We start from the raw sequence: 22,500 nt of genomic DNA, 5'->3' as shown, positions 1-22,500 counted from the left end.
CTGTTCACGGCGCGAGCCGGCTGCGGTTCACCCCCCAACGATTGCCGAAGGGCCGCACATGAAGATCCCCCTGGCGCTGTGCGCCGCCGTACTCGTCCTCGTCGGATGTGCGCAGGCTCCGGAGCCCGTCATCGCCAAGGACACCTTGGTCTGGGCGAACACCTCCCCGGTCCGCAGCCTCGACATCGCGCACGGCTTCGACACCGCCTCGACGCTGGCCCAGTTCGCGATGCTCGACACGCCCGTCACCCTGGACAAGACCGGCGCGGTCGTCCCCTCGCTGGCCGAGTCGTGGAAGGAGACCAAGCCCGGGGTCTACGACTTCAGGCTCCGCCCCGGTGTGACGTTCTCCGACGGCACACCGCTGACCTCGGACGACGTGGCCTTCTCCCTGCGGCGCCACCTTGACCCCAAGGTCGCCTCCGAGGCTGCCAGCTACTTCGGCACGGTCAAGAGCGTCGAGGCCACCGGCCCCGGTGCGGTGCGCGTGGTGCTGCGCCGGCCGAACGCGACGTTCCTGGCCACCGCGGCGATCGGCTGGCAGGTCGTTCCGCGCAAGCTGGCCGAAGCCCACCCCAAGGACCTGGGGAGCCCGGACGTCGGCACCCTCGGCACCGGCCCCTACAAGGTCGCCCGGTACTCCATCACCGACGGCCTCACCCTGGTCCGCAACGAGCGCTACTGGGGCAGAGCGCGCGCGCTGTCCCGAATCGAGATCAAGGCGATCGAAGACCCCGAGGCGCGGCGCCTGGCCGTCGCCTCGGGCGACGTGGACGCCACCATGGACATCCCGATCACGGACGTGCGCAAGTGGGCCGGCCTGCCCGACGTCACCACCGGCTTCTACCCCTCCAACAACCTGGCCTTCCTTTCCCTCGACGTCACCGCGGGGCCGCTGAAGGACGTGCACGTGCGGCGCGCCATCGCGCACGCCGTCAACAGGGAGGCGCTGGCCCGGGTGGGCACCGCCGGGCACGGCCGGCTGAGCCCGGCACTGTTGACGACACCCCAGCTCAAGACGCTCTACGGCGACCGGGTGGAGGAGGTCGCCGGCAAGCTGAGGACCTACAAGCACGACCTGACCGCGGCGAAGGCGGAACTGGCCCAGTCGGCCTACCCCGACGGGTTCTCGATCACCGTGCCCTACGCCCCGGTCGAGAACCCCCTGATCATCCAGGCGGTCATCGCCGACCTCGCCAAGATCGGCATCAAGCTCACCCTGGAAACCCAGCCAGAAGACGCCTACCGGGCGCGGCTGATGTCCCACGACCGTGTCGGGATCCACTTCTCCGACCTGGGCTACTCCACGCCCGACGCGGGCGAGGTCCTGCCCGACCTGCTCAGCCGCGCCTCGGCTCAGGAGGGCGGCTGGAACTTCTCTCTGTATGCCTCCGCCGAGCTGGACAGGCGGCTCGACGAGGCGATGTCCGCCACCGGCCCGGCCAAGGCCGACCTGGTCACGGAGGTGCTGGCCGAGGTCGCCGAGCAGGTCCCCTACATACCGCTGTACTGCATCGACCAGGCCTACGCGCTGAACAAGAAGTTCACCGCCGACATCAACGCCTGGACGGTCGACATCTACAGCGCCATCCGCCCGGCGGGGGCCTGACATGGCCGTCCTGGCCTTCATCGGCAAACGGTTGGCGGCGGCGGGACTCCTGCTCGGCTTCCTGTCCGTTCTCACCTTCGGGCTGCTCGTCGCGGCGCCGGGCAGCCCCGAGCATGTCCTGCTCGGCAGCCGTCCCTCCACCCCGGAGACCCGGGCCGCCATCCGGGCGGAGCACATGCTCGACGAGCCCGTCGCCGTGCGGTACGTCCACTGGCTCGGCAAGGCCCTGGACGGCGACTTCGGTACCTCGTCCTACTCGCGGGAGCCGGTCAGCTCGGTGATCGGCCAGCGTCTGCCGGTCACCGCCGCGCTGGCCGCCTACGGGGTGGGGTTGACACTCGCGGTGGCGGTCCCGGCCGGCCTGATCGCGGGCCTGCGCCGGGGCAGCGCGATGGACCAGGGCATCAGCACCGCGGCGCTCGTCGCCACGGCGATCCCGCCGTTCGTGCTCGGGTTGCTCCTGCTGTACGGCTTCGCCGTGGCGCTGGGCTGGTTCCCTGTCTACGGGTCCGGAGGCATCGCCCACCTGACGCTGCCCGCGATCGCGCTGGCCTCGGGACAGGCGGCCATCGTCCTCCGGCAGACCCGCGCGGCCGCGCTCGACCTGGCCGGGCAGGACTACCTGACCTTCGCCAGGGCGCGCGGGCTCGCCCGGTCGCGGATCTGGATCAGCTACGCCATGCGCAACGCCTCGCTCCCCGTCCTGACGGTGGGCGGGCTGACCCTGGCCACCTACCTGACCGGAGCCGTGTTCGTGGAGCGGATCTTCAGCCTGCCCGGCCTCGGCTCCCTGCTGATCCAGGCGGTCGGGCAGAAGGACATCCCGCTCGTCCAGGCCCTGGTGCTGCTCGGCGGCGCGATCGTGGTGGCCGTGAACCTCCTGGTCGATCTGGCCTACCTCGCGGTGGACGCCCGGGTGCGGCACGGGGTGATCGCGCCATGAGGGATCGCGTGGTGCTCTGGGCGGCGGCAGCCGTACTGGCACTCCTGGTGCTCGCGGCGGTCGCGGGCCTGTGGCTCGCGCCGCATGACCCGGGCCTGCAGGACATCGCGCTCGGCCCGGTCGGGCCGAGCGCGGCGCACTGGCTGGGCACCGACGACCTGGGCCGGGATGTGTTCTCCCGGCTGCTGGCCGGGGCGGCCACCGCGCTGTGGGGCCCGGCGGTGGTCGCCGTGGGCACCACCGTGCTCGGCACGGTGCTCGGCCTGGTCGCCGGCTACCACAAGGGCTGGACCGACGCCGTGCTCATGCGGGTGACCGATCTGATGATCGCGCTGCCCGGACTGCTGGTGCTCATCGTGCTGGTCGGCATCGTGGGTGGCGGGTACGGCTGGTCGGTCGCCGCGCTGGTCGTGCTGTACGCGCCGTTCGACACGCGCGTGATCCGCAGCCTGGCGCTCGCCCAGCGCGAGCTGGCCTACGTGGAGGCCGCTCGCACGCTCGGGCTGTCCTCGCGGACGATCATGTTCAGGCACATCCTGCCCAACCTCGCCCCGACGGTGCTGGCCAACGTGCTGATCACCTTCGTGGTGGCGCTCGTCTCGCTGGCCGGTCTGTCCTTCCTCGGCATCGGGCTGCCCGCGGGGACGCCCGACTGGGGACTCATGATCGAGGAGAACCGCGCCCTGCTGGATCTCAACCCGTGGGCGTCGCTGGCGCCTGCCGCGCTCATCGCGCTGGCGGCGACCGCGGCGACCCTGCTCGGCGACGGCCTGTTCGAGCGGTTCAACCAGAAGGGAGCCGGGCGTGCTGGCGATTGAGGGGCTCCAGATCAGGTACGGCTCCCGCCTGATCGTCGACGGCGTGGACCTGCAGGTCCGGGCCGGTGAGACGTTCGGCCTGGTGGGTGAGTCGGGCAGCGGCAAGTCGCTCACCGCGCGCGCGGCCGTGGGCCTGCTGCCGCGCGGCATCAGCGCCACGGGCTCGATCACGGTGGGCGGCACACAGCTCGTCGGCGCGCGCGAGAAGGTGCTGCGCGGTCTGCGGGGAAACCGGGTCGGCCTGCTCATGCAGGATCCGTTCGCCATGCTCAACCCACTGCGGACCGCCGGGCAGCACATCGCCGAATCCCTTCCCCGGGCTCGGCGCCCTGAGGCCGCCGCGCGGCTCGCGGAGGTCGGCATCGACGACCCCTCGGTCCTGCAGCGGTACCCGTTCCAGCTCTCCGGCGGGATGCGCCAGCGGATCGCCCTGGCGGCGGCGCTGGCCCGCGACCCGGAACTGCTGATCGCCGACGAGCCGACGACCGCGCTGGACGCCACGGTCCAGGACGAGATCATGCGGCTGCTCGCCCGCATCCAGCGCGAACGCGGCATGTCCGTCCTGCTGATCACCCACGACCTGCGCGTCGCCTTCGCGCTGTGCGACCGGCTCGCGGTGATGTACGCCGGGCGGATCGTCGAGACCGGGCCCGCCCGCGCGGTGTCCGCGGATCCCGGCCACCCCTACACCGCCGGGCTGCTGCGCGCCGTGCCGTCCATCGAACGGACCGTGGAGCGGCTGGCCGGGATCCCCGGCAGCGTGCCGTCCGCCTCGGACGTCCGCGAGTCCTGCGCCTTCGTCTCCCGCTGTGAACAGGCCAGGCAGGAGTGCGCCGAAGCCAGGCCGCCGCTGCGGGAGGTCGACGCGGATCGGCGCAGCGCGTGCCTGTTCCCGGTCGAACTCCAGCCGTACACCACCAGGGACGCGGGCCGTCCGCGCTCCTTCGGACCGACTCTCCTGCGCGTCACCGGCCTGCGCAAGGACTACCGCCAGGTCAGGGCCGTGCGCGAGGTGAGCCTGGAGGTGGCGGAGGGGGAGAGCGTCGGCGTGGTCGGCGAGTCGGGCTCAGGCAAGACCACGGTGGCCAGGTGCGTGCTCGGCCTGGTCACGCCCTCCGGCGGCCGGATTGACCTGGGGACCGGGTTGCGGCACCGCGTCGTGCAGTGCGTCTTCCAGGATCCCTACACCTCGTTGAACCCGGCTCGCTCGATCGGCGCGACGCTGGCCGAGGCGGCCCGCCAGGGCGCTCCCGACGGGCGGATGACCCCACAGGAGCTGCTGGAGCTGGTGGGCCTGCCCCCCGCCTACACCCGGCGGAGACCAGCGGGACTGTCCGGAGGCGAGCGGCAGCGGGTCGCGATCGCCAGGGCGCTGGCCGTACGGCCAGCGCTGCTGGTCTGCGACGAGCCGGTGGCGTCGCTGGACGTGTCGGTGCAGGCGCACATCCTGGAACTGCTGCGACGGGTCAACCGCGAGCTGGGCACGAGCATGCTCTTCATCACCCACGACCTCGCCGTGGTCCGCCAGGTCACCGACCGGCTGATCGTGATGCTGAACGGCCAGGTCGTGGAGTCGGGGCCGACCGATCAGGTGCTGGACTCCCCCGAACACCCCTATACCCGCCGACTCCTGGCGTCGAGCGAAATATCGGTGGAAAGGTAGGAATGTACGACTTAATACTGCAGGGCGGCATGGTGTTCGACGGATTCGGGACGCCAGGCCGGACGGCCGATGTGGCCGTGCGGGACGGGCGGGTCGCCCGGGTGGGTTCCGGTCTGGCCGGTCGGCGGGTGATCGATGTGGAGGGCCAGGCCTTCGCGGCGGGCGCCTTCGGGTTCTCCACCGGGCTGGAATACGTGCCGGGCGCCTTCGCCGGGACCGACGAGCTGATCGCCCTCGGGCACGTGGCCAGGCGGTGGAACGGCACCTACGCCACGCACCTGCGCAGCGAGAGCGAGGGCCTGGCCGACGCGCTGGACGAGGCGATCACCGTGGCCCGGGCGGCCGGGATCAGGCTGCAGGTCTCGCCCTGCAAACCATGCACCCTGACGACGTCGCGCAGATCATGGCCGACCCGCTGGTCACCATCGGCTCGGACTCCGGCCCGCCCGTCGGACCGAACCACCCGCGCACCTTCGGGACCTTTCCGCGCTTCCTCGGAACCTACGTCCAAGAACGCGCGGTCGTACCGTTGGCGGAGGCGATCCGCAAGATGACCTCCGCGACGGCGGCGCATTTCGTACTGGCGGACCGTGCATGGCTGGCAGCGGGGGCGATCGCGGATATCACGGTGTTCGATCCCGAGACGATCGGTCATGCCGGAACCTACGAGGAGCCGGACGTCCGGCCCACCGGGGTCCGGCACGTCCTGCTGGCCGGACATCCGGTGATCGAGGACGGCGAGTTCACGGGGGGAAGGCACGGGCGGATCCTGCGCCACAACCGCCCATGACCGGCCGGGTGATCCTGGATGTCTTCTGGAAGCCCGTCGCGTCCACGACGTCGCGCAGGCCCACGAGGTGCCCGTCTGGGGCGGCGGCCTGCTCGAGACCGGGCTCGGCCGGGCCGCCGACCTCGCCCTCGCCTCCCTGCCCGGACTGCCCTCCGACATCAGCGCCACCGCAGACATAAGGGCGCCCTGCAGACTTGCCCTCCAGACGATTCTGGCGGTAGGCGGGGCACGAGTTTTGACGGGTCATTAATCAGTTTTTTCTGCCGTCTTCAATAGATACGATCGCATCCGCAGCCAGCGAATCCTGAGGTCAGCGCACAGCGCGGTCCCTTGCGGGAGGCGAGCCCCCACCGCCACAGCAGTCCTGAAGCGGTGCGGTCGGCCCGGAGAAAGGACGCACGTGACCGGAGCACATCACCGCCCCGGACTGCGCGCACTGCGCGACCGGGTCACCGCTCCGCCGTCCGTCGCGCTGCCTACGGCTGGCGAGGGACTCACCTGGAGACCTGTGACCGCCGCCGACATCGGCCTGATCCCCGACCTGAAGCATGCCGCCGGAACGATCGATCACCCGCGCTCGCTGGTGATGAGGGACGAACTGGAGGAGAAGTTCAGGAGCGCGGCCTTCGCCCCAGAGCGCGACGCGGTGATCGACGTCGACGCCGAGAGCCCCACCGGCACCCTCGGCCTGTACCAGGGCCTTGATTTCACCATCACCGATCGCGCGGTCAGTCTCGTCAAGCGCTTCTGACCCAGCCGCCCGGCCACGACGAGCAGAAAGCACCGACATGTTCCCTTCCACCATCACCGACTTCTGGCTGACCTCGTCCACGACGAGCCGGCTTCTCTACGGTGACGACACCTTCAGTGTCACCGTCGACGCCGCCCTCGACGAGGACGAAAGGCTCACCATCCTCACGACGACCGACGGGAAGACGCGCGTGCTGCTCACCCCGGCGATCGCCGGAACGGTGGGCATGGAAGACGGACAGCCGGTCGACGAGGCGGGCTTCCGGCAGCGGCTGGAGCAGTCCGGCATCTCACTGCACGGAGCCGACAACCTGTTCTACTTCACCGACGAGGCCAGGGAGGCCCTGCTCGGCGAACCGGACGACCCCTCGATCCGCCCGCTCACCAAGGCCGACGCGCGGGCGTTCGGACAGTTCGAGGAAGCGGCGTCGGAACAGGACCTCGACGACGCGTCCGTCGACCTGGAGCACTGGGCCGTCTACGGCACGTTCCAAGACGGGCTCCTGGTGTGCGTGGCGAGCATGTACCCATGGCACGATGCGCCGCTGGCCGACCTCGGTGTGCTGACCCTTCTGCCATACCGGGGCAAGGGCCATGCCCGGCGCCTGGTGCGCGCGATCTCCCGGCACGCCCTCGCGCGGGAACACCAGCCGCAGTATCGCTGCCAGCTCGACAACCACGCCTCGGTGGCGGCGGCCGGATCGGCCGGTCTGACTCGATTCGGGACCTGGGACGTCGTCTCGCCGGACTCCGCCACATAGGCTCCCACCTAACCATGAACGTCTTCTCCGACGTGGTCACTCCTCCCCTTCGAGCTTGCCCACCTACCGATCATCGGGCACCGGGCACAGCTCGCACCCGTACGCGACGCCATCCCCGCCCTGAGGCTCACTCCCGAGGACGCCGAAGAGCTTCGCGCCACGATTGACCAGGTCGAGCAGGACGGCAACAACGGTGAACTCGACGAGGAGCAGAAGAACAGCGCCGTGCGAAAGGTTCTCGGCTTCCTCGAGCGCTCGACCACAACCTCTCATTGAGATGGTGACGAAGCTACTTCCGACGCAGGCGGCCTAGCCTGCAACGGGTCCGCCAGATAGGCCGGTTCGTTCGGCTGGCGATACCCGAGACTGCAGCGCCCACCTGCACTCCAGCATCGCCCGGCGCGGCTCGTGACGGCACCCCCCTGTCACTCCTGTGAGGTCCGAGGTGGAGGGTCGGCGACTCCGTACAGCAGCCGCTTGAGGGCCAGAAGGTCGCCCACAAGGGCCACGCTCCCTTGGGCGAGCGCAGCGTCGAGCGAGGCTGGATCGGCCAGCAGGCTGCCGAGCGTCTTCGGGTCCGTACGAAGCGAGATGTCGGCCGTGGCAGGTTCACCGCTCTGCACCTGAACCTTGCCGGAGTCTACGCAGACCGTCCAGACCGAGCCGTCGAGATCGAGGCGACAAACGATCGGCGGCGCCGCCGGGTCGGGACGAGCGTGACCTCGCAGGAAGATCAGCACCGAGGTGGCGCTGAGTGAGGTGGGCTCTGGGGGGTGGGGGGCATCGATCCCCCAATCGCTCAGAGCCAGGACGATCGGTTCCAGCTTCCGGCCCCACTCCGTCAGTTCGTAGACCTGCGGGCCTGCCGTTGACGCCAGTTTTCGGCGACTGATCACCCCGTGATGCTCGAGTTCTCGAAGTCGATCGGCGAGCAGGTTCGAGCTGGCGTTAGGCAGAGCGTGCCGCAGCTCGGAGAAGCGTTGAGGCACCAAGAGCAGCTCCCGGACGACCAGCAGTGCCCACCGCTCCCCGACGACGTCCAGAGCCCGAGCCATCCCACATGAGTCCCGATAGCTACGGCTGGTCGGCATGGTCGCTCTCTCCTTGGTCCACCCTGCTCCGAAACTACCACTCATAGTAGTTGCTTTTCACAACTCTTCCCGTCCGGATCCGGACGACGTCGAGGGTCCGAGCCATCCCACATGAGTCCCTATAGCCACGGCTGGTCGGCATGGTCGCTCTCTCCTGGCCCCCTTCTGATCCTGAAAGACCACTCATCGTAGTTGCTTTTAACAACTTACTGTGGTTATCGTTTAGTAGCGGCCTGACGGCCAGCGAGGTTCAGGTAGCGACGATGGCGCCCGGTAGGACAGATCCATGCGACAGCCAGTGGCCCGCTTTGAGATCACCGGACCGATCCGGTGGCGGAGCCGGCGCCAAGGTCGCGCGACAACCCGGCAGACAGGAGCCTGCGATGAGTACTTCTCTTTCGAGCCAGCCCCCGGCCTCAGCTCAGAAGCCCCAGCATGCATCGATCGTGGATCCCGATGCGCACCAAGTCCTGTTCGAGAACGAACACGTTCGGGTGATCCATGCGCGCGCCTCTCACGGTTGGGAAAGTGCGATGCACTCACACCCGCCGATGCTCGTGGTCAACCTCGGCTCCGGGCGACAGAAAGTGACCTGGGCGGACGGGACGACGCAGATCGTGGATCTGAACCCCGGCGCTGTCGTCTGGCAAGAAAGCGCTTTCGATCACGCCTGGGAGTTGCTGGCGGGCGAAGTGAACGTGATCCTCGTCGAGGTCAAGTCGGCAAACGTCGGAAACTAGGCGTCAGGTGGAGTCTGGGCTTATCCCGCGTGGGGGTTGCCGATGCTGGACAGGTGAATTCCAGCACCGATTCCAGGTGAATCCCCCGGCCAGTCCGGAGATTTACTGGTGTGACAGCTCAGCAGGATGCTGTGCTGGATTCTGAGCGTAGTGGGCGGCTTCTGTTTCGGCGGGTGGTACGGGGGTTCCGGGAGTACTCGCCGAAAAAGGCAACGGATACGCCCGTTGCCCCTGCTCGAAAGCGTCCCTCACGAAATCAACGACAAGGAGACTGAAATGATCACGCCGAAGCCCGGCAGTATCCTTCTGGGCACCACCCGGCCCGCAGAACTGCGTGAGTGGTACCGCAGGGCGCTCGCACCGACACATGAGGGTGAAGGTGCGATCGATCTGGGCGGCTTTCTGCTGGTCATCGACCAGCGCGACGACGTCGACACGAAGAACAACGAGCCGGGCCGGATGATCCTCAACTTCCACGTCGACGACTTCGACGCCGTCGAGGCCCAACTGCGGACGGCAGGGGTGGACTGGCTGTTCCCCGTCTCGGATCGCCCCAATGGCCGCTTCGGAACATTCGCAGACCCTGACGGGAACTACCTTCAGATCATTCAGCTCAACGAGAACGCATAAGCCCTGGCCCCACGCGTTCCATGAAAACGCCGCCCGGCCGGCCTCCACGGGCGCTACCCGGCGTGCGATTCCACCAGGTGGCGCCCGTATACAGGGGTTCCGGTAGTACTCGCCGAAAAGCGACGGCTATACCCGATGCCCCTGCTCGTAGCAGCCCCAAGCGTTTCAACCAGGGGATAGATAAGGAGATCAACATCTATTGGGGTTCACCATGTTGTTCTGACGAACCACCGGAGACCCCTGTTGACCGAGGACTCTTCCTCAAGCTCTCGGCAGATCTGTACGAGACCGCGTTCGAGCGAATCCAGAACGAGGCCCAGCCGAACGAGGGTCTGGCCTTCTACGAGGCCGTTCGCGAGCGGAAGACCGCGAGATGGAAGAACACAACGCGCGGATGCTGGTCTACCGGCACCTGAAGGACCTCGCCGTCCACCGGATGGACAAAGTGCAGAGGATGCCGTTCGACCGCATCGGCGCTCGCGTGAAACGCTCCCGCACCTGGGCCCACGAGCACACCATGCCCGCCGACCGCCGCCGCCATCGCCATCGCCTACGTCGCGGTGCGCGCCGCCATCGACAGCTACACCTCCGCTGTGCAGACCGCGCTCATGAGCAACGGCGCCCTGATGCCCATGCCCGGCATGGATCGCTATGCAGCGTCGGCGTGTCCAGCGTCGGAGCTGTCTCAGCCGGGAGCGGAACCGCGCAAGCGGCGGGCCCCGTCGCCACGGCGGTAGGGAGGTTCGTGAGCGGCGCGGTCACCACCGTGCAGGCCGCAACCGGCGTAGCCGGCCATGCCGCAGGCGACTCCGACGAGCGCCCCTACGAAGGAGCCGACGCCGGCGCCCTCAGACCAGCCACGAGCCCACCGACGCAAGACCCGAAGCCCATCCCGAGCGAGCAGCCGCCTCAGCCGACTAGCGAGCCGACTTCCGAGCCGTCCGACAAGCCTGTGCCGCCGCCCACGCCGAGCAGCGAGCCCACCCCTGCTCCGACCCCGACCACGACCTCAACCGGTGAGCCACCCCGACCGCGACCCCCACAAGCGAGCCGAACCCGAGCTTGGAGCCGACCGGCGAGCCTTCACCGGAACCCACCAGCCGCCGACCCAGCCCGGCCTGTCGACGACGGCGCCTCGGGCGGGACGCCTCCCGACAGCGAATCCCAGCCGCTGGGGCTCCTGGACTCGCCGCTCGGTGGAGACGCACCCTCGCCACTGTCCGACTCGTGGGCGGCCGCGCCTGCCATCAGCTCGAGGGAGGAATGGTGACCGGCCGCTCGTAGACCGCTCGCGTCGCCGCCTTGGGGAAGCGCATCCCCAGTCCGTCGCTCAGGGGGCGGCGGCGCGAGCACCTCGGCCTCGTCCTCGCATGCATGTGGTGCTCGGTGACCCGCTTGTGCACGCTCGGTTCGGTGACTTCGTCCAGCCCAGGTCATGCTGGCTTGACCTAGGGTCTGGAGCACCTTTCGAGAGCCACGGGCTACAGCGTCAGCCGGCCATGGACGAGGCGGCGGACGCTTCCGCCCACGCTGGCGAGCACGTGTGACTCATCTGTCTTGCGGGCCCGGACTCGCAGATGGGAGAGGCCGAGCTCGGCACTCCCCTGGACGACGTCGAACCGCGCCGGCTCAGCTCCGAAGCCGTGGGCTTGGGCCAGCCAACCGGCGATGGCCAGCGCCGCCGAGCCGGTGGCAGGGTCTTCCGCGCACAACGGTTCGGGCACGAAGACCCTTGCCCGCACGCGGGGCAGCCGCGGGACGAAGACCGCCACCCCGAAGACCTCCGACAGATCCGGCAGTCGCCCAGGCAGGGCGGCCACGTCGGCGGGCAAGGCTCGCGCCTCCTCCAGATGCACGCTGTCCACGGGCAAGCATGCGAAGGCCAGCCCTGCACTGGCCACCCGGACGGGGCCGGCTGCCGCCCCCTCGGGCAGTCCAACGGCTGCGCAGATCGCCTCCACCCCCACGCCGAGGGGAGCACCGACGTGGCAGGTCCGCTCCGCCAGGTGCGCCGTACCTGCGTCCGGCGAGACGTACGCGTGCACTGTTCCCTCACGCGTCCTGAGCGCGACGTCGCCGGGTGACACCAGGGTATGCCGGACCGCCACAGCCGCAGCTCCCAGCAGCGGATGACCGGCGAAGCCCAGCTCGACGTAGGGCGTGAAGATCCGTACCGCGACCGTGCCGTCGTCGCCGTGGCGATCGAGGATCACGGTCTCCGGCATCGCCAGGCGGGCCGCGAGCCGCTGCAGCACGGCGTCGTCAGCTCCCAGATCGCCGATCACCACGCCCAGCGGGCCACCCGTCAGCGCCGCCCCGGTTCCGAACACCTCGACGATCTCAAAGTCGGCTTGCACACGATCACCATAGGAGCCGGCGATGACCGACTTCAGGGCGGGTGCCGTCCAGGCCCTGGGGCCTGGACGGGGTTGAGATCAGAGGGAGCCTGTGATCTGTGTGCCGCTCTGTTCGACGTGGGCAAGTTCGGCGGGCTCCGACGCCGGTACGCCGAACTCCAGCAAGGGCGCCGTCAGACACCGCGGCCGCGCTGTAGCTCGGCGCGAAGAACCACCGCCAAGGCGGGCCGGCCACATTCGAGCCCGGCACGAACCCGGAGGATGGCCGCTAACACAGCGGCTCCCTCGGCAGCCCTGTACATCTCCGCATAGCTGCCCTGACGTGCGGATACGACGTTAGCGATGCGATGGTCTAGCTTCCTCTCGCCGCTGCAGCGAAAGGAAGCACAGCCACATGAACCAGCCCCCCGACGACGCGGCCACGTTGGCGTTGCCGCCGTACAGCGGCCTGGAACCGATCTGCCCGACGTGCGGTTGGATCGGCGCGACCCTCCAATACCGAGAGGCGCGAGGCGCCGTCGCCCTCCCCTGGAACTCCTCCCACATCGTGGACGGCCCGAGGCCGGAACGGCTGGCCCGTCACTGCACGTCATGCGGCTACCACTGGGACGCAGCGCCTCTGGACACGCCGCCCACCATCGCCTCCGCGCTAGGCAACGCCGAGCGACCGAGGCGATGGTAGAGCTCAGCCGGAGCATCCACGATCACCCCGTCTTGAAGCTTCACGGCGGGATCGCTGCTGTGCGGCATCGCCCAGGAACAGGTGATGCTGATCGTCTCCCGTGCAGTCCAGGGAGTCGGCGGCGCGATCCTGTTCGCCACCTCCCTGGCGCTGCTCGCCGGCGCGTTCGGGCAGACAGCGCGGCGTGGCCTTCGGCGTCTGGGGTTCCGTCGCGGATGTCGCCACCGCGCTCGGCCCGGTGCTCGGCGGCGTGATCACCAGCGGGATCAACTGGCGCGGCATCTTTCTGGTCAACCTGCCGATCGGCATTGCCGCGATCGTCATCACGCTTCGGCTGGTGGAGGAGTCCCGTCCGCCGCACGCCTCCCGGATCGATTGGCTGGGCGTCGTGACGCTCACCGCCGGACTGTTCAGCCTGGTGTACGCCTTGATCAGGGCGAGCGACATGGGATGGGGCGAGCAGGGCGTACTGGTCTGTACCGGCCTCGCGGTGCTGTTCCTCGCGGCGTTCGTGGTAGTCGAGTCGCGAGTGCCGGAGCCGATGTTCGACCTCTCGCTGCTGCGGACCCCGACGTTCGTCGGCGGCTCGATCGCGGCGTTCGCGATGAACGCCTCGTTGTTCGCGATGTTCATCTACCTCGTGCTCTACCTGCAGAACGGTCTCGGTCACAGCGCGATGGGCACCGGTGCCCGGCTGCTGGTCAGCTCCGGCTGCACGCTCGTCGCCGCCATGGCGGCAGGCCGGTTGCTGAACCGGGTGCCGACCCGGTGGCTGATCGGCCCCGGACTGGTCGTGGTGGGCATCGGCCTGTTGCTCATGAGGGGCGTAACCGCCGATTCGGACTGGACTCACCTCATCCCGGGATTCATCGTCACCGGCATCGGCGCTGGAATGGTCAACCCGCCGCTGGCGTCGACCGCGACGGGGGTCGCGCCCGGTGTACCGGGCCGGCATGGCCTCCGGTGTGAACCAGACCTTCCGGCAGGTCGGCATCGCCCTGTACTGCTCGGTCTTCACCGCATCACTGCACGAGGCGCTACGGGAGCGGCTCGCGAACATCCCCGCCCTCCAAGAACAGGCCAACCAGATCGCGGACGCCATCCGCAAGGGCGCCCCGGGCAGGCGGTTGCCGCCGCCCCACCGGAGCTCCGCAGCCAGGTGAACAACGCGGTCCAGTCCGCGTGACGTTGCGGGCCGTGTCGTGCAGGGCCTTCGGGTCGTAGTCCTGGGCCACGACGTGACGAGCTCCCGCCTCCAGCGCCGCCACGGCCACCAGCCCGGCCCGCATCCAGCGTCGATCACCGTCAGATCCCCGCAGTCGTCCATGCCGGCGGCCAGGAACCCGGAAAACCGCGATGGCCGGTGTACGCCGTCGCTGGGCTGGAGGACGCCCCCGATCTCGGCCCACCGTTCGATGTCCGCTCAGAGGCCAACCGCGCCGTCGATGCCCTGCCGGAGGAAGTCGGCGTGGCCGTTGTGCCGCGCGTATTCCTCCACCATGTGCACCAGCACCCACCGCAGGGTGATCGTGCCCCGCCAGGAATCCTCACCGGCCACCTCCAGGTTCTCCGCCTCGGCCACGAAACGGTCGGCGAAGTCGACCTCTTCCTGCCATCGGCGCCAGGCCTCGGCGACCATCTCGGCATCGGGTGCGGCATTGTCGAAGGCCGCGTCTCGGTGATCCTCCGAGGCGAAGTACGGCTCGACCGCCTGCCCAGCCAGGTCCCGGCGGAACCAACGGCGCTCGACGTCGGCCAGGTGCCGCACCAGGCCAAGCAGGGACAAGCCGGAGAAGGACACCGGCCGCTGGGCGAGGGCCCGCGGGTCGAGCTCGGCGCACTTCAGCCGCAGCGTCTGCCGCTGCCAGCGCAGGAAGGCGGCGAGCATGGCCTTCTCCTCGCCTCCGGTCGGCACGTGGATCCTGGGGTCGGCTTTCTCATCGACGAACATTTCGGCAAACATGGGCTTTTGAGGGGTCATTTCACTTCTCCATCGGATTTGGCGAGGCGGTGGTCCAGCATGGCCGTCTTGACGGCCGGCCACTCCGTGGCGATCACCGAGAACATGGCCGAGTCCCGCAACAGGCCTTCCTCGCCCGGTGCCGAGGAAGGCGACCACCTGCGCAACACCCCCTCGAATGTCGCCCCGAGGCGCTCCATCGCCCGGCGGAGCGCTGGTTGCGTGCGTCGGCCTTCAGGTCGACGCGAGTCACGCCCAGCACCTCGAACGCGTGAGTGAACAACAGCAGCTTGGCCTCGGCGTTGATAGTGGTGCCCTGTGCGGAAGCGGCCAGCCAGGTCCAGCCGACCTCCACAGCGCGCAGGTCCTGGCGGCCAGGCCAGTAACGCGGATCCCAGAACGCCGTGCATCCCACCGCCTTCTCATGCTGCACGCGGATCTGCGCCGCCGACCGCGCCGCCTTCGCCGAGGAGCTCGCCACCGCCGTCACCACCCTCGTCAGCAAGTACCACGACGACACCGCGAAGGGGGTCAACCCCCCGACGAGAGAGAGCTGGGCTTACAGGTGGGCCTCCACCTCATCCGCACGGGAACCAGGGTGAAGGCATAGGAGGACCGGTCCTCTTCTGCGGCCGGCGCCAGCTCGGGCGCATGGTCCATGGTGAGCGGCTCCACCCGTACAACAGCACCGGGACGTCGAGTCTCATGAGATCGGTGACCTTCCTACGTGTGGGAGGAGGTTGCGTAGCAGCAGGCCGGCCACGGCACGGCGCCGGTAGCGGGCGGTGGAGCCGGACAGCGACAGGCTCAGCTCTCCGCTCCCGCCTTGACGGCGGTCAACAGGCGCATGCCGCGTGGGCCGATCTCGTTGCGTCGCACCGACAGCCCGGCCACGGCGCATTGCGCGGCGAGCCAGTCGGCGCCGATGCGGAGCTTGGGGTAACTGCCGACCTGTTGGATCCAGGTGTCGCCGGTACGGGTGCACAGCACGTCGTGGACGAGGACGGTGTCGTCGTCGCCATAGTCCAGGAAGCAGGTGAGCAGCTGGTCGGCGGTGCCGCGGACCAGGATGAACCGGTCGGCGCCGGCCAGAGGACGGGTGAGGTCGCGGTAGGTGATCACGAGCTGGCCGCCCTTCACCAGGGCGTCGGCGATGTCGCCGAGCAAGGCGATCACGTCGTCCTTACTGGGCAGATGGGTCAGCGTGTCGCCCATGCAGACGATGACGTCCGCCGTACCGGGCCGAGCGATATGCGGCAACACCGTGCGGATGTCGGCCTGGACGGTCCGGATCGCGGGGTCGCCGCCGGCGGTGGCGGTCAGTTCGTCGAGCAGCGCCTTGCTCGTGTCGACCGCCAGCACGGTGGAGAAGCCGAGCTGGGCCAGGGCCAAGCTCTGGTTGCCCGGTCCGCAGCCGAGGTCGACGGCGGTACCGGCGGCCGCCGTCGAAACGACGCCGACGCTGCGCAGCAGATCCGCCTGCTCCGCGGCGAGGGCGGCCAGATCGCCGCCGAGCATCCAGGTGTAATGCCGGGCGAGCAGCCGGTCGTAGTGGTCAGCGGCTTCAGTCATGGATCTTCCTCACTGTCAGGGTTACGGCCGGACGTTCACAGTCGTGCAGCGGCCGTGAGCCGAGGGACGACCAACAGCCCGGCGGCGCTGAGCGCGGCGCGGCCAGACCCGTCCAGCGCAGTCCGGCGGCGGTGACGACCCCCGCACCGATCATCGAGCCCACCGCATGGGCCAGCATGAACGCAGCCACGTTGACCGTGACCGCCAGGAAAATGTTCCTCTCATACGGAGGAGGTTAAACTCTGACATCCATGTCAGAGTCAAATGGAGGGGTCGTGCGTATCGGGGAACTGTCGTGTCGTACCGGGGTTCATGAGCGGCTGCTGCGTTACTACGAGAAGCAGGGCCTCCTGTGGCCGGAACGAGCGGCCAGCGGTTACCGCTACTATCAGGAATCGGATGTCGACACCGTCCTGCGCATTCGCCGTCTGCTGTCGGCAGGGCTCAACACCGAGACCATCGGGCAGGTGCTGCCCTGCATACGGGTCAAGGCAGGGAACCTGGTGCCCGTCTGCCCGGAGATCATCGACGATCTGCAGCACCAGCGTGAACGCATCACCCGCGCGATCGAGGAGTTGCAAGCCTCGCGTGATCTACTCGACGCCGTCATCGCCGCCGCGCCCCTCACCGTCTCCTCGTCGGCCGCCCCCGCCTCACGATGATCTACCAGGCCGCGACCAGATCCCCGTGCTCCTGCGCCGCCTGCTCGTCTCCCTCGGCGACACGGGGCCGGCCGGGGGGGTCGAAGTGCAGCGGAACCAAAACGTACGCTAACGCCGGGCTGAGTACGGCCCAGTCAACGGCGGGCCGAGCAGATGCCGACCGCAACCGGTCGCTATGGCAGGTGATGCGGATTGTGCGTGGTGCGATCGTCTCTGCCGTTCACCGGCAATCCGGCCGAGGTCAAAGACTCAGGACCGAGCGGACGGTCTGCCAGCATGCGGCGTCGGCCGCGTTGAGCAGGCCGGGCCGCATGCCAGTCGGACGATAGGGCGTTCGGTCGTGGTGCCGGGCGACGCCCCCGGCCTCGGTGAGCGGGAGAACGCCGGGAGCATGGTCCCAGGGGAGAAGCCACTGGAATCACCGTGGATTCCTGGGGCCTCGCCCGAGGCGCCGGCACGCGTGGCGCACGGCGGCGGTGTTCCGTAAGGGGATCCTCCACCGGAACACCGAGCGGTATTCCGGCCGCGCCTCCGTCCGCCTGCGCATTCGCACCGACGACGACGCCGACCTAACCCGCTGATCACCACCGTCCGCGAGCGCGGCCGGTCCCTAGTCGGTGGCGAAGGCGTCGGCGAGCGCGTCCTGCACACTGGCGTAGATCGACAGATGGGACTCCAGGCCGGCGATGTGCAGCAGCCGGGCCGGACCGGCCCGCAGCGCCGCCAGGCGCAGGCTGCCGCCGTGCTGAGCGCTGTAGGAGTGGGTGGTGAGCATCACCCGTAGTCCGCTGCTGTCCATGAAGGACAGCTCGGTCAGGTCGAGCACCACATGCTCTTCTGGCCGACGGCGGACCTGGCGGATGAAGCCGTCCAACTGGCCGCTGGTGATCGTGTCCAGTTGCCCGGCCACGGTGATCAGCGTGACGCCGGGAAGGTGCTGGCAGCCAAGCACGAGAGGCTTCACCGCCCAACCATAACCCGGTGATCAAGAGCGGATGTCGAGGTTCGCGTGCCACTGCAGGCGTGCGCGAGGCTCCTACCGGCACCCCGGCATCCATGTAACGCCGCCCGTATAGCGTTCGATTTCCGTGTCGCACCGCACTACCGATCACACCACACCTGGAAGACGCGGTCCTATCTGGGGTTGTCAAGCGAACTAGCTGGTCAGCCGCGTGGACGCCGTTAAGGCACGTAAGGCGAGTAGGTCGGCCGCGGCTTCAGCCCCAGGCCCTTATCTCCTTGGCCAACCCCGCGAGGGACTCGACCGGGTGCTCTACCTCCGCCCACGGCGGCGTGAGGTCGGTGGGCTCGAAGCGGGGAACCACGTGTAGGTGGAAGTGGAAGACGCTCTGCCAGGCCGTCTCGCCGCTGGCGTGCCAGAGATTCACGCCAGGAGCCCCGAGCGCGCCGGCGAGCTGCCGGGACACCTCGACCGCAGCCCGCATGACGTGTGCCGCCGTCTCTGCTGGGATCTCCCCCAGGTCTCGATGGTGCGTTCTGGGGACGATCAGCGTGTGGCCTCTGGTGGCCTGGGCGAGGTTGAGGAAGGCGATGGTGTGCTCGTCCTCGTGGATTGTCTGCGAGGACTCGGTGCCGGCGACGACGCGGCAGAAGACGCAGTTCATGACCGGCATGATCACAGCACGCCTGGCCTGCTGCAAAGGCTTTTCAGATGGTGATGGTGAGGTGCCGCTCAGGGTCCGTTTCCTCTTGCGCGCACTGGTTGATCAGCTCGGCGAGCTCGCCCGGAGCCGCTCATGCAACAGTTTCTGCGCCTTGTTCCTCTGGGATGTGAAAGAAGGGACGGAGGGCGAGAAGTGTTGGAAGCTGATCCGCGTTTTGCGGAGTTCGTCGCCGAACGCGGCGACGCACTGCTGCGCTACGGCCACGTGTTGGCGGGCAATCCGCACGACGCGGCCGACCTGGTCCAGGAGGCGCTGCTGAAGCTGCGCGCGCGGAGGGCCTGTCCATCGGCCTGCCCTCCACGGATCCGACCGGTCGGCTCCTCAGCTACACGCTCGGAGACCAGCTCTACCTGATCGACCTCGCCAGGATTCGGTGAGGACCGGCCTTCGCCGGATGTGATCAACGCTGTTTGAGAGAACGAAGGCCCCGTCGCCAGCCACGAGCTGGCGATGGGCCCAGAAGACCTGACCAGCTGGGCGCGAAGGACACGTCCACGTGCTTGCGCACCGTGACCGTGGAGATCTCGCCGTTCGTCGATGACGTCTTCCTCGGCCGTGTACTCATCGCCGATGAGCTCACTGGCGCGGGTGGCATTGGCGCGCACGAACTCCAGCGACTCCAGCAGCCTGCGGTCCGCGCTGACCGGCTCCAGCACCGCCCGTCCGGTCTCATGCCGGCGCCGCACCGGCGGTCCACGGATTCGGCGCGTCCCGGGCGGCCAGGTCGACCCTGGCCGCCGTCAACTGGGGGCCGATCCTCCTCGCGGCATGCGGCCGCGCTGAGGTGTTCACGAGTAGGTCTGGCCTCCCACGGGAGAGGCGCTTCCTTGGTCGCTTCCCGTACGAGACATGATTGTTTCCCGCTGTCCGGATGACTGGCCGGTGCGTCCACGAGACCCGCGGGCACGAATGACGTGGAGGAACCGAGAGACGACCACGGCGGCAGCGCTGAGTGCGGCTGTGGCAGCCCAGACATACAGCGCGAGCCACACGTAAGTGATCTGCTCAAGCGTGCCGGCCCTGTTCATGATGAGGCCGAACAGATCGGCGAGGCCGAAGAAGAACGCGATCGGCGCCGCGTACGGCATCAGCCGCACGATCACCCGCCAGGCGGCCTTGCCCTCGCGGCGGCGGGCCCAACGACCGGCTCGGAAGACCCCCAGAATGCCGAGCCCGACGGTGAGCACGCTCAGGCCGGCCAGCCAAAGGTCCGCGGTCATGGTGAAGGGCGCCGCTCCGGTGTCGGACCGGCCCTCAACGATGTCGATCAGGCCGTCGGTGATGAGTAGCGCATCGTCGCCGGAGACCATCCCGGTGTTGGTGACGACGGCGATGCCGTACTGGCTGTCTGGCAGGAGCGTCTGGGCGGAGTTGTGGGTGAGCAGCCAGCCGGTGTGCCGGAGCTGAGGTGCTCCACCGCCGGTTTTCCCCGCGGACCAGCCCATGCCGTAGGTACTGCCGGCCACGCCCGACGCGGTCTGAGCGGTCTTCAGGATCTTCTCCGGCAGGGTACGGCCGGCGCCGTTCTGCGCGATCAGCCATCGGGCCAGATCGTCGGCGGTACTGACAACGCCGGCGCCGCCATTGATGAACCACTTCGGCTGCGAACGCTCGATGACCTGGCCATAGGCTCGGATGTAACCCGTACCCCTGCCGGGGAGATCCGTGGTGGTGTTCACGGTCGCGGTCGAGGTCATGCCGAGCGGACGGAACACGGCGGCGGCCATGTAGTCGGCGAACGGCACCCCGGCCACCACCTCGACCAGTCGCGCCGCGACGGCGAAGTTGGGATTGTGGTAAGCCATTTTGGCGCCGGGGTCGGTGGCGAGCGGAGCGGTTCGCAGCATCCCGACGGCGTCCTTGAGCGTGTCCGGTGCGGCGAGCGTCAACTCCGGGAAGCTCCGGTCGCTCATCCCCGAGGTCTGCTGGAGCAACTGGCGCACGGTGATCTTCGCGGCGCGAGAGTCGGCCATGGTGAATTCAGGGAGATAGGTCCGTACGGGAGCGTCCAAGTCGATCTTGCCCTCATCGGCCAGGCGCAACACCCCCACGGCCGTGAACGACTTGGAGAGTGAGGCAAGCGGCATCGGAGTGCCCTTCGTGATCGTCTCACCCCCGGCCGTACGGCCGTAACCTGCGACATGCACGACCTGGTCACCTTTGGTGACGGCGACCGCGGCACCAGGCAACCCTGTCCGTTCGACATAGTCGCGCATGTAGTCGTCGATCACGCTTGCGCTCAGATCCCCGGCCGGTGTCACTGCCGCCGAAGCCTGCCCCGCAGGCGTCCCCATCGCCAGCAGCACACCAGCCAGACCGGCCACCGCCGCGACCTTCCGCATCATCCTCATGAGCTTTCCTTCCAAGATTTCCGTCTGCCAGAATCAGAAGGTAGGAGTTCACGCAGGTACGGCGTAGTGCACGATCGTCTGGTCCACACCCCTACTTTCGTCAGGTCGACCATCCATGACGCGCTCCTGCTGGGCTTGAGCCCGCTCCTCCGACCGCACGACGGTCGAGGCGATGCAGAACATCAAAGGCCATCAGCAACCCCAACCGAGGTTGACCTGGCTGCGGATCAGGCCCTGCAGCCGGCCGTCGTGGCTGCAGGGTCGCCGCCGAACAGGGTGGCGCTGCCGACGTCGGCCATCGTGACCTGTCCGGCCATCTGTGGATCATCACCGGCCGGCTTCGCTGAGCGAACCTACGCCCATTCGCGTGACCTTTGGTTGCTCGACAGCCATGGCCCGCCGGTCCGGATGCCGGTGCCACCCGGTGGTTGTCGCTATGCCTGCCCTCGGAAGACCTCGATCATGCTGGCGTAGCTGGTGCCGTCGTGGCCCGCGTCGATGGCGCGCTCAGTCAGGGTCTGGATGCGGGCGGGCCAGTCGGTGTCGACACCGGCGGCTGCGCTCTCCCGGACGAGGTACTTCATGGTGGCCAGGTGGGTTTCCAGGGTGGCGTCTTCGGCCTCATAGGAGCCACGGTCGATCTGGCCGGCGTAGGCGCTGATGAACCCGGTCACGCTGGCGACCCACTGGTTCGCGAATGGCGCGAAAGCGGTCGCGTCGACCTTGGCCGTACCGAGAAGGGCGGCTCCGTGCAGGAACGCGTTGAGCGTGCCCCACATGACGCCGAGCAGGGCCACGTCATACAGGGACGCCAGCCCCGGGTCCGCGCCGAAGAAGGTTGCGTTGCCGAGCCGGTCCAGGCTGTGGCTGTGCTTCTCGAACGCCTCCGGCGATCCGCTGAACAGCAAGAACGCCTCCGGGCGGCCGATCACGTCGGGGATCGCCATGATGGCGCCGTCCAGGTAGTCACCGGTCCACGCCGCCATCTCGCGGGCCTCGTCGGAGGTCCCGGAGGTCAGGTTGACCAGGGTACGGCCGGCGAGCTCGGCCCGGTGCGGGCCGAGCGCGTCGCGTACCGCGGCCGTGTCACTGAGACAGACGACGACCAGAGAACTCGCCTGTAGTGCGGCGGCCGCGGACGGCGCGAGCACGGCTCCTTGGGAGACCAGAGCGTCCGCCTTGCCAGGCGTGCGATTCCACACCGTCGTCGGGTGGCCGGCCTCGAGGAAAGCGGTGGCGAGGGCCCTGCCCATCAGGCCCAGGCCGATGACGGTCACGGGCTCGCCGCCGATGCCGGCGTTCGGTGCGGTGGTCGATGTGGTGGTCGATGTGGTGGTCGATGTGGTGTTCGGTGTGGTATTCGGTGTGTCGGTCATGGCACCACTGTGCGTCGCAGGGGTTCCGGTCGGTCTCCGGAAAGGTTGCGGCCAAGTGGT

The 22,500-nt window shown here is 68.6% G+C and carries 22 protein-coding genes; 12 read left to right on the top strand and 10 right to left on the bottom strand.

Features of this window, described 5'->3' with window-relative positions; all coding sequences use genetic code 11:
* Nucleotides 1–58 precede the first annotated feature (58 nt).
* The 7 genes from ABFX55_RS09335 to ABFX55_RS09300 all read left to right on the top strand — a co-directional run bounded on the left by ABFX55_RS09335 (nt 59) and on the right by ABFX55_RS09300 (nt 7,334).
* Entirely contained in the window at nt 59–1,609 is a 1,551-nt protein-coding gene (locus tag ABFX55_RS09335) for an ABC transporter substrate-binding protein (protein ID WP_346119591.1), read from the top strand.
* Nucleotide 1,610: 1 nt separating this feature from the next.
* On the top strand, nt 1,611–2,552 hold the full coding sequence (locus ABFX55_RS09330) for an ABC transporter permease (RefSeq protein WP_346119589.1): 942 nt from the start codon (nt 1,611–1,613) through the stop codon (nt 2,550–2,552).
* Entirely contained in the window at nt 2,549–3,370 is an 822-nt protein-coding gene (locus ABFX55_RS09325; RefSeq protein ID WP_346119587.1) for an ABC transporter permease, read from the top strand. The genes ABFX55_RS09330 and ABFX55_RS09325 overlap by 4 nt, the downstream gene beginning before the upstream one ends.
* A complete protein-coding gene (locus ABFX55_RS09320) occupies nt 3,357–5,033 on the top strand; it encodes a dipeptide ABC transporter ATP-binding protein (RefSeq protein WP_346119585.1) in 1,677 nt (558 codons plus the stop codon). The genes ABFX55_RS09325 and ABFX55_RS09320 overlap by 14 nt, the downstream gene beginning before the upstream one ends.
* 376 nt (nt 5,034–5,409) lie before the next feature.
* On the top strand, nt 5,410–5,823 hold the full coding sequence (locus ABFX55_RS09315) for an amidohydrolase family protein (RefSeq protein WP_346119583.1): 414 nt from the start codon (nt 5,410–5,412) through the stop codon (nt 5,821–5,823).
* 508 nt (nt 5,824–6,331) lie between these two features.
* The gene (locus ABFX55_RS09305) at nt 6,332–6,574 is read left to right on the top strand and encodes a hypothetical protein (RefSeq protein ID WP_346119581.1); all 243 of its coding nucleotides are present in this window, start codon (nt 6,332–6,334) and stop codon (nt 6,572–6,574) included.
* Nucleotides 6,575–6,611: 37 nt separating this feature from the next.
* Complete coding sequence (locus ABFX55_RS09300; protein ID WP_346119579.1) at nt 6,612–7,334, top strand: GNAT family N-acetyltransferase; 723 nt, start codon at nt 6,612–6,614, stop codon at nt 7,332–7,334.
* Between the two features lie 425 nt (nt 7,335–7,759).
* Here the strand turns inward: ABFX55_RS09300 and ABFX55_RS09295 are convergent, their stop codons facing one another.
* A complete protein-coding gene (locus tag ABFX55_RS09295; RefSeq protein ID WP_346119577.1) occupies nt 7,760–8,425 on the bottom strand; it encodes a winged helix-turn-helix transcriptional regulator in 666 nt (221 codons plus the stop codon).
* Nucleotides 8,426–8,808: 383 nt separating this feature from the next.
* Between ABFX55_RS09295 and ABFX55_RS09290 the strand changes: the two genes are divergently transcribed.
* The gene (locus tag ABFX55_RS09290) at nt 8,809–9,165 is read left to right on the top strand and encodes a hypothetical protein (protein ID WP_346119575.1); all 357 of its coding nucleotides are present in this window, start codon (nt 8,809–8,811) and stop codon (nt 9,163–9,165) included.
* 276 nt (nt 9,166–9,441) lie between these two features.
* Nucleotides 9,442–9,795, top strand: coding sequence for a VOC family protein (locus tag ABFX55_RS09285; RefSeq protein WP_346119573.1), 354 nt, complete (start codon nt 9,442–9,444; stop codon nt 9,793–9,795).
* A gap of 1,481 nt (nt 9,796–11,276) precedes the next feature.
* Here the strand turns inward: ABFX55_RS09285 and ABFX55_RS09280 are convergent.
* A complete protein-coding gene (locus ABFX55_RS09280; protein WP_346119571.1) occupies nt 11,277–12,152 on the bottom strand; it encodes a PhzF family phenazine biosynthesis protein in 876 nt (291 codons plus the stop codon).
* Between the two features lie 782 nt (nt 12,153–12,934).
* Here ABFX55_RS09280 and ABFX55_RS09275 point away from each other — a divergent pair.
* Nucleotides 12,935–14,020: an MFS transporter gene (locus ABFX55_RS09275; protein WP_346119570.1), complete on the top strand. Its 1,086-nt coding sequence runs from the start codon at nt 12,935–12,937 to the stop codon at nt 14,018–14,020.
* A 237-nt stretch (nt 14,021–14,257) separates the two neighbouring features.
* Here the strand turns inward: ABFX55_RS09275 and ABFX55_RS09270 are convergent, their stop codons facing one another.
* Nucleotides 14,258–14,815 (bottom strand): DinB family protein, encoded by a 558-nt coding sequence (locus ABFX55_RS09270; protein WP_346119569.1) that lies wholly within the window; start codon nt 14,813–14,815, stop codon nt 14,258–14,260.
* A 73-nt stretch (nt 14,816–14,888) separates the two neighbouring features.
* Entirely contained in the window at nt 14,889–15,209 is a 321-nt protein-coding gene (locus ABFX55_RS49735) for a GNAT family N-acetyltransferase (protein WP_379479167.1), read from the bottom strand.
* Between ABFX55_RS49735 and ABFX55_RS09265 the strand changes: the two genes are divergently transcribed.
* Nucleotides 15,199–15,396 carry a hypothetical protein gene (locus tag ABFX55_RS09265; protein ID WP_346119568.1) on the top strand — a complete coding sequence of 66 codons (198 nt, stop codon included), beginning with the start codon at nt 15,199–15,201 and terminating at the stop codon, nt 15,394–15,396. The genes ABFX55_RS49735 and ABFX55_RS09265 overlap by 11 nt on opposite strands.
* A 205-nt stretch (nt 15,397–15,601) precedes the next feature.
* On the opposite strand, the gene ABFX55_RS09260 is transcribed toward ABFX55_RS09265, so the two are convergent.
* Nucleotides 15,602–16,366, bottom strand: a complete 765-nt coding sequence (locus ABFX55_RS09260; protein WP_346119566.1) for a class I SAM-dependent methyltransferase — start codon at nt 16,364–16,366, stop codon at nt 15,602–15,604.
* Nucleotides 16,367–16,641: 275 nt separating this feature from the next.
* Here ABFX55_RS09260 and ABFX55_RS09255 point away from each other — a divergent pair, with 275 nt between their 5' ends.
* The gene (locus ABFX55_RS09255) at nt 16,642–17,028 is read left to right on the top strand and encodes a MerR family transcriptional regulator (protein WP_346119564.1); all 387 of its coding nucleotides are present in this window, start codon (nt 16,642–16,644) and stop codon (nt 17,026–17,028) included.
* A gap of 610 nt (nt 17,029–17,638) precedes the next feature.
* Here ABFX55_RS09255 and ABFX55_RS09250 read toward each other — a convergent pair.
* The 5 genes from ABFX55_RS09250 to ABFX55_RS09230 form a co-directional block, all read right to left on the bottom strand.
* The gene (locus ABFX55_RS09250; RefSeq protein WP_346119563.1) at nt 17,639–17,992 is read right to left on the bottom strand and encodes an STAS domain-containing protein; all 354 of its coding nucleotides are present in this window, start codon (nt 17,990–17,992) and stop codon (nt 17,639–17,641) included.
* 253 nt (nt 17,993–18,245) lie between these two features.
* Nucleotides 18,246–18,653: an HIT family protein gene (locus ABFX55_RS09245; protein WP_346119562.1), complete on the bottom strand. Its 408-nt coding sequence runs from the start codon at nt 18,651–18,653 to the stop codon at nt 18,246–18,248.
* A gap of 254 nt (nt 18,654–18,907) precedes the next feature.
* A complete protein-coding gene (locus ABFX55_RS09240; RefSeq protein ID WP_346119560.1) occupies nt 18,908–19,369 on the bottom strand; it encodes a hypothetical protein in 462 nt (153 codons plus the stop codon).
* A gap of 132 nt (nt 19,370–19,501) precedes the next feature.
* On the bottom strand, nt 19,502–21,064 hold the full coding sequence (locus ABFX55_RS09235) for a serine hydrolase domain-containing protein (protein WP_346119558.1): 1,563 nt from the start codon (nt 21,062–21,064) through the stop codon (nt 19,502–19,504).
* A gap of 434 nt (nt 21,065–21,498) precedes the next feature.
* Nucleotides 21,499–22,440, bottom strand: a complete 942-nt coding sequence (locus ABFX55_RS09230; RefSeq protein ID WP_346119557.1) for an NAD(P)-dependent oxidoreductase — start codon at nt 22,438–22,440, stop codon at nt 21,499–21,501.
* Between the last annotated feature and the right edge of the window lie 60 nt (nt 22,441–22,500).

This window comes from Nonomuraea roseola (assembly GCF_039535395.1).
Taxonomy (GTDB): Bacteria; Actinomycetota; Actinomycetes; order Streptosporangiales; family Streptosporangiaceae; genus Nonomuraea; species Nonomuraea roseola.
The sequence above is the reverse complement of the archived record's forward strand: the minus strand, read 5'-3'. Positions and strand labels throughout refer to the sequence as shown.